1 protein-coding gene is annotated in these 5,416 nt (G+C 69.5%); it reads right to left on the bottom strand.

From position 1 onward, the window contains the following. The coding region (locus AB0L33_RS35055) for a type I polyketide synthase (protein ID WP_365687812.1) at positions 1-5,356 on the bottom strand (5,356 nt) is incomplete at its 3' end. Positions 5,357-5,416: the final 60 nt, after the last annotated feature.

Here is a 5,416-nt window from a genome sequence, read left to right as displayed (position 1 = left end):
GCCCGTACTCGTAACCGGCGGCCGCAAGCTCCTCGTAGAGCGTGCTCGTGTCCACCCGGGCCGCCCCGGACGGCGGCCACACCGCACCGGCGGACCCCGCGCGAGGCTCCGGCACCGCTATGGACGAGAGGACCCCGGACGCGTGCCCGGTCCACTCGGCCCCGTCGTCCCCGCTCTCCTCCGCGCTCTCAGGGCGGGAGTACACGGTGACGGCACGACGGCCGCCCTCCTCGGCGTCGACGACGACCTGGAGGCGGACGGCCCCGGTGGCGCCGAGCAGCAGCGGAGCTTGCAGGGTGAGCTCTTCGAGGACCTCGCAGCCTGTCTCGTACCCGGCCCGGAGAGCCAGCTCCACGAAGGCGGTGCCGGGCAGCAGGACCGTGCCGGACACGGCGTGATCGGCGAGCCACGGGTGCGACTTCAGCGAGAGCCGCCCGGACAGCACCGCGGACCCGCTGCCGGCGACCTCGGTCACCGCTCCGAGAAGGGGGTGCTCGGCAGAGGTGAGACCGGCCATGGTGACATCGCCGGTGGTGGGGGCGGTTTCGAGCCAGTAGCGGGTGCGCTGGAAGGCGTAGGTGGGCAGGTCGAGCGGGTGCTGGGGTTCGGGGAGGGCTGTGGTCCAGTCGACGGGGACGCCGTGGGCCCATGCCTGCCCGACGGAGAGGAGGAACCGTTCCAGGCCGCCTTCGTCACGGCGGAGCGACGGCACGGCGAGCGCTGTTTCCGCGTCGGCGGCCTCGAAGGTCTCCTGAAGGCCGATCGTCAGAACCGGGTGGGCACTCGATTCGATGAACGTGGTGAAACCGTCCGCGAGCAGGGCCCGGGTCGTCTTCTCGAACTCGACCGTCTGCCGCAGGTTCCGGTACCAGTACGTCGCGTCCAGTGCCGCGCTGTCGATCACGTCGTTCGTGACGGTGGAGTAGAAGGGGATCTCCGGCACGCGGGGCGTGACCGGTGCCAGAAGCTGCGCCAGCTCCTCCTGGATCGACTCCACGTGAGGGGAGTGCGAGGCGTAGTCCACCGCGATACGCCGCGACCGCACCCCCTCCGCGTCGAGCACCGCGACCAGCTCGTCCAGGGCACTGTCCGTGCCCGAGACCACGGTGGACGACGGGCCGTTGACCGTGGCCACACTCAAATCGTCCGGCCACCGCGTCAGGTACGGGCGCACCGAGTCGGCCGGCAGTGCGACCGAGAGCATGCCGCCCCGGCCGGCCAGAGCGATGATGGCCCGGCTCCGCAACGCCACCACCAGCGCGCCGTCCTCCAAGGACAGCGCACCCGACACGACAGCCGCCGCGATCTCGCCCTGCGAATGCCCGACCACCGCGTCCGGCACGACCCCGTAGGAGCGCCACGCCTCGGCCAGGGACACCATCACCGCCCACAACGCGGGCTGGATCACATCCACCCGCTCCAGCAGACCGTCCGGATCACCCTCCAGCAACACCGGCAGCAGATCCCAGTCCGTGTGCACGGACAGCGCCCGCGCACAGCCCTCAAGCCGCGCCCGGAACGCAGGCGACGCCTCGAACAGACCCGCCGCCATACCGATCCACTGCGAACCCTGACCCGGGAACACGAAGACCGTGCGGCCCGTGACCGCCTCGCCCGCTGCTCCGGCGTCCGCTCGCAGGGCGTCCAGCAGTTCTTCGCGAGTGCTGCCGACCACGGCCTTCCGCTGCCCGAACACCGTGCGATGCGAGGCCAGGGCGGTCGCAATGGCACGCGGCGTGAGCTCCGGGGCGTTCTCCACGAACTCCGTCAGGCGGGCCACCTGATCACGCAGGGCCTCCTCGGTGCGACCGGAGAGAATCCACGGCACGACACCACCGGCGGAGACCTCCGGCAGCGACGCCTCCGGAGCCTGCTCCAGAATCATGTGCGCGTTCGTGCCCGAGATGCCGAAGGACGACACGGCCGCGCGGCGCGGACGGTCCACCTCGGGCCACGGCCGCTGCTCGGTCAGCAGCTCCACCGAACCCCGGGACCAGTCCACGTGCGAGGTCGGGTCGGTGACATTCAGCGTCTGCGGGAGAATCCCCTGACGCATCGCCATGACCATCTTGATCACACCACCGACACCGGCAGCGGCCATGGTGTGCCCAATATTCGACTTCAACGAGCCGAGCCACAAGGGCTGTTCAGGAGCCCGCCCCTGCCCGTACGTCGCGATCAACGCCTGCGCCTCGATCGGGTCACCGAGCTTGGTCCCAGTGCCATGGGCTTCCACGACGTCGACGTCCGTACCGCTCAGGCCGGCATTCGCCAGGGCCTGACGGATGACACGCTGCTGAGAAGGGCCATTCGGCGCGCTCAGACCATTGCTCGCACCGTCCTGATTGATCGCCGAACCCCGGATCACCCCCAGCACCGGGTGACCGTTCGCTCGGGCATCGGACAGCCGCTCCAGCAGCAAGATGCCCGCGCCCTCGCCCCACGCCGTGCCGTCCGCACTCGCCGAGAAGGCCTTGCACCGGCCGTCCTGCGACAACCCCTGCTGCCGCGAGAACTCCACGAACATCCCCGGCGACGACATCACCGTCGCACCGCCCGCCAAGGCGAGTGAGCACTCACCCCGTTGCAGCGCCTGCGCCGCCAGGTGCAGGGCGACCAGGGAGGAGGAGCAGGCCGTGTCCACGGTCAGCGCCGGCCCCTCCAGGCCGAGGGTGTAGGAAATGCGGCCCGAGGCGACACTCGCCGTATTACCGGTGAGGAGGTACCCCTCCGTCCCTGGCACCGGCTCCGCGAGACGCGGACCGTACTCCCCCGTCATCGCACCGACGAACACACCCGTCCGACTGCCCCTGAGCGACTGCGGAACAATCCCCGACCGCTCCAACGCCTCCCACGCCGTCTCCAGCAGCAAACGCTGCTGCGGATCCATCGCCAACGCCTCACGCGGCGAAATCCCGAAGAACTCCGCGTCAAAACCGTCCGCGCCCTCCAAGAACCCGCCGTAACGCGCATACGACTTCCCCGGCACACCGCGCTCGGCGTCGTACAGCCCCTCGACGTCCCAACCACGATCCTCCGGCCAACCACCGATCGCATCCGCGCCCTCGGCGACCAGGCCCCACAGCCCCTCCGGGGACACCACCCCACCCGGATACCGGCACGCCATACCCACGATCGCCAACGGCTCGTCGGACACGTCCTCGACTCCGGAAAGGACCGCGTCCACGGCGTCCGGGTCGGGCGCACCCACCAGGTCGCGAACGATGTGGCGGGCGAGAACGGCGGGGGTCGGGTAGTCGTAGACGAGCGAGGACGGCAGGGCGATGCCGAGGTCGGCGGCCAGGCGGCTGCGCAGCTCCACGGAGGTGAGCGAGTTGTAGCCCAGGTCCCTGAAGGGAAGTTCGGAATCGATCGCCTCCGCGCTGTCGTATTCGAGGATTTCGGCGGTGTGGCGGCAGATCAGACCCGTGATCAGCTTCTGACGCAGGAGATCGCCCTGCTTGCCGGTGAGCTTGCGCACCCGGCTCGCCCACTCCCCCAGTACGCCTTCCGGCTCCTGTTCTTCCTGCTCCCGTTCCTGCGCGGCCACGGCAACGGAGCTGTCAGGCGCGTCGGGGACGTCGATCCAGTAGCGCTTGCGCTGGAAGGCGTAGGTGGGGAGCTTGACCCGGTTCCCCCCGGGCAGAAAGGCGGTCCAGTCGACTTCGGTCCCGCTGGAGTAGGCGGTGCCCAGGGCCCGGAGCAGGGCGCGGGGCTCCTCGCTGCGGACGTTGAGGACGGATGCGGCGGTGGGAGTGTCCAGGGTGTTCTGGACGAGGGAGGTCAGGACCGGGTCCGGACCGAGTTCCAGATACGTGGTGATGCCCTGGGCGTCCAGGGTACGGATGCCGTCGTCGAAGCGGACCGCCGCACGGATCTGACGCGCCCAGTACGCGGGGCTGGTCAGCTCGTCCGCGACCTGCCCGGTCACGTTCGATATGACCGTGACCTGCGGCTCGCTGAACGTAAGAGAACCGATCGTCTCCTCGAACTCCGCCAGGGCCGTGTTCATGTGGGCGGAGTGGAAGGCGTGCGAGACGGTGAGGCGCTTGACCTTGACGCCACGCCCACGGAACAGCTCCTGCAGGACCCCGACCGCGTCCGCATCACCGGAGACCACGACCGCCGCCGGGCCGTTGACGGCGGCGAGGGACACGCCTTCACGCAGCTCCGGGACCACCTCCGTCTCCGGTGCGGCGATGGCGAGCATCGCTCCGCCGGTGCGGGCGGCCTGCATCAGCCGGCCCCGGGTCGCGACCAGGGCACACGCGTCCTCAAGGGAGAACACCCCCGCCGCGTATGCGGCGGTCACCTCACCGATCGAATGCCCGATCAGCGCATCCGGGCGCACCCCGAACGAAGAGACCAGCGTGAACAGGGCTGATTCGAGCGCGAACAGCGCGGCCTGCGTGAACCGGGTCTGATCCAGCACCGGATCACCCCCGAACACCACATCCTTCAACGACCGGCCCAGATACCCGTCCAGGTACGCACAGGCAGCATCGAACGCCTCCGCGAACACCGGGAACGCCTCATACAACTCCCGGCCCATCCCCGCCCGCTGGCACCCCTGCCCCGTGAACAAGAACGCCGTCCCCGCAGCACCCACGGCACCCGCAGCGCGAACCTTCTCCAGGCCAGCGACCAGCTCTTCGCGGTCCGCACCCACGACCACCGCGCGGTGCTCGAAAACCGTGCGCGACGACGCGAGCGAGTACCCGATATCGAGCAGCGACGCGTCAGAGCCGCGGACGAAGTCGGCGAGCTTGTCCGCCTGCGCGCGCAGCGCGTCGGCGCTGCGCCCCGAGACCACCCACGGCACCAGGACCGGGTCCGCACCCTGCACGACAGGGGCCCGCTCAGGTGCCGGGCGGAGAATCAGGTGGCAGTTGGTCCCGCCCATCCCGAACGAGGACACACCCGCAATCCGGGAACCCTCCCACACACCCGTCTGGGTCTGGACCCGCAGATTCAATTCATCGAGATCGATCGCGGGATTCGCCGACTCGAAATGCAGACTCGCCGGCACCACCCCATACCGCACCGACAATGCGGCCTTGATCAGACCGACAATGCCCGCCGCACCCTCCAAATGCCCCACATTCGTCTTCGCCGACCCCACCACAAGAGGCCCGACCCGACCCGGCGCATTCCCCAAAACCCTGCCCAGAGCCGCCGCCTCGACCGGATCACCCAACGCCGTCCCGGTCCCGTGCAACTCCACATAACCGACCTCGCCCGGCGCCACACCCGCCCGCTCACAAGCCAGCCGCAACACCCCGGCCTGACCCTCCACCCGCGGAGCCGTCAGACCATCCCCACCACCATCATTGTTGACCGCACCACCCGCGATCACACACACCACATCATCACCATCAGCGACCGCATCCTCCAGCCGCTTCAGAACAACAAGACC

Source organism: Streptomyces sp. NPDC052299 (assembly GCF_040679335.1).
In the GTDB taxonomy this organism is placed as follows: domain Bacteria; phylum Actinomycetota; class Actinomycetes; order Streptomycetales; family Streptomycetaceae; genus Streptomyces.
The sequence above is the reverse complement of the archived record's forward strand: the minus strand, read 5'-3'. Positions and strand labels throughout refer to the sequence as shown.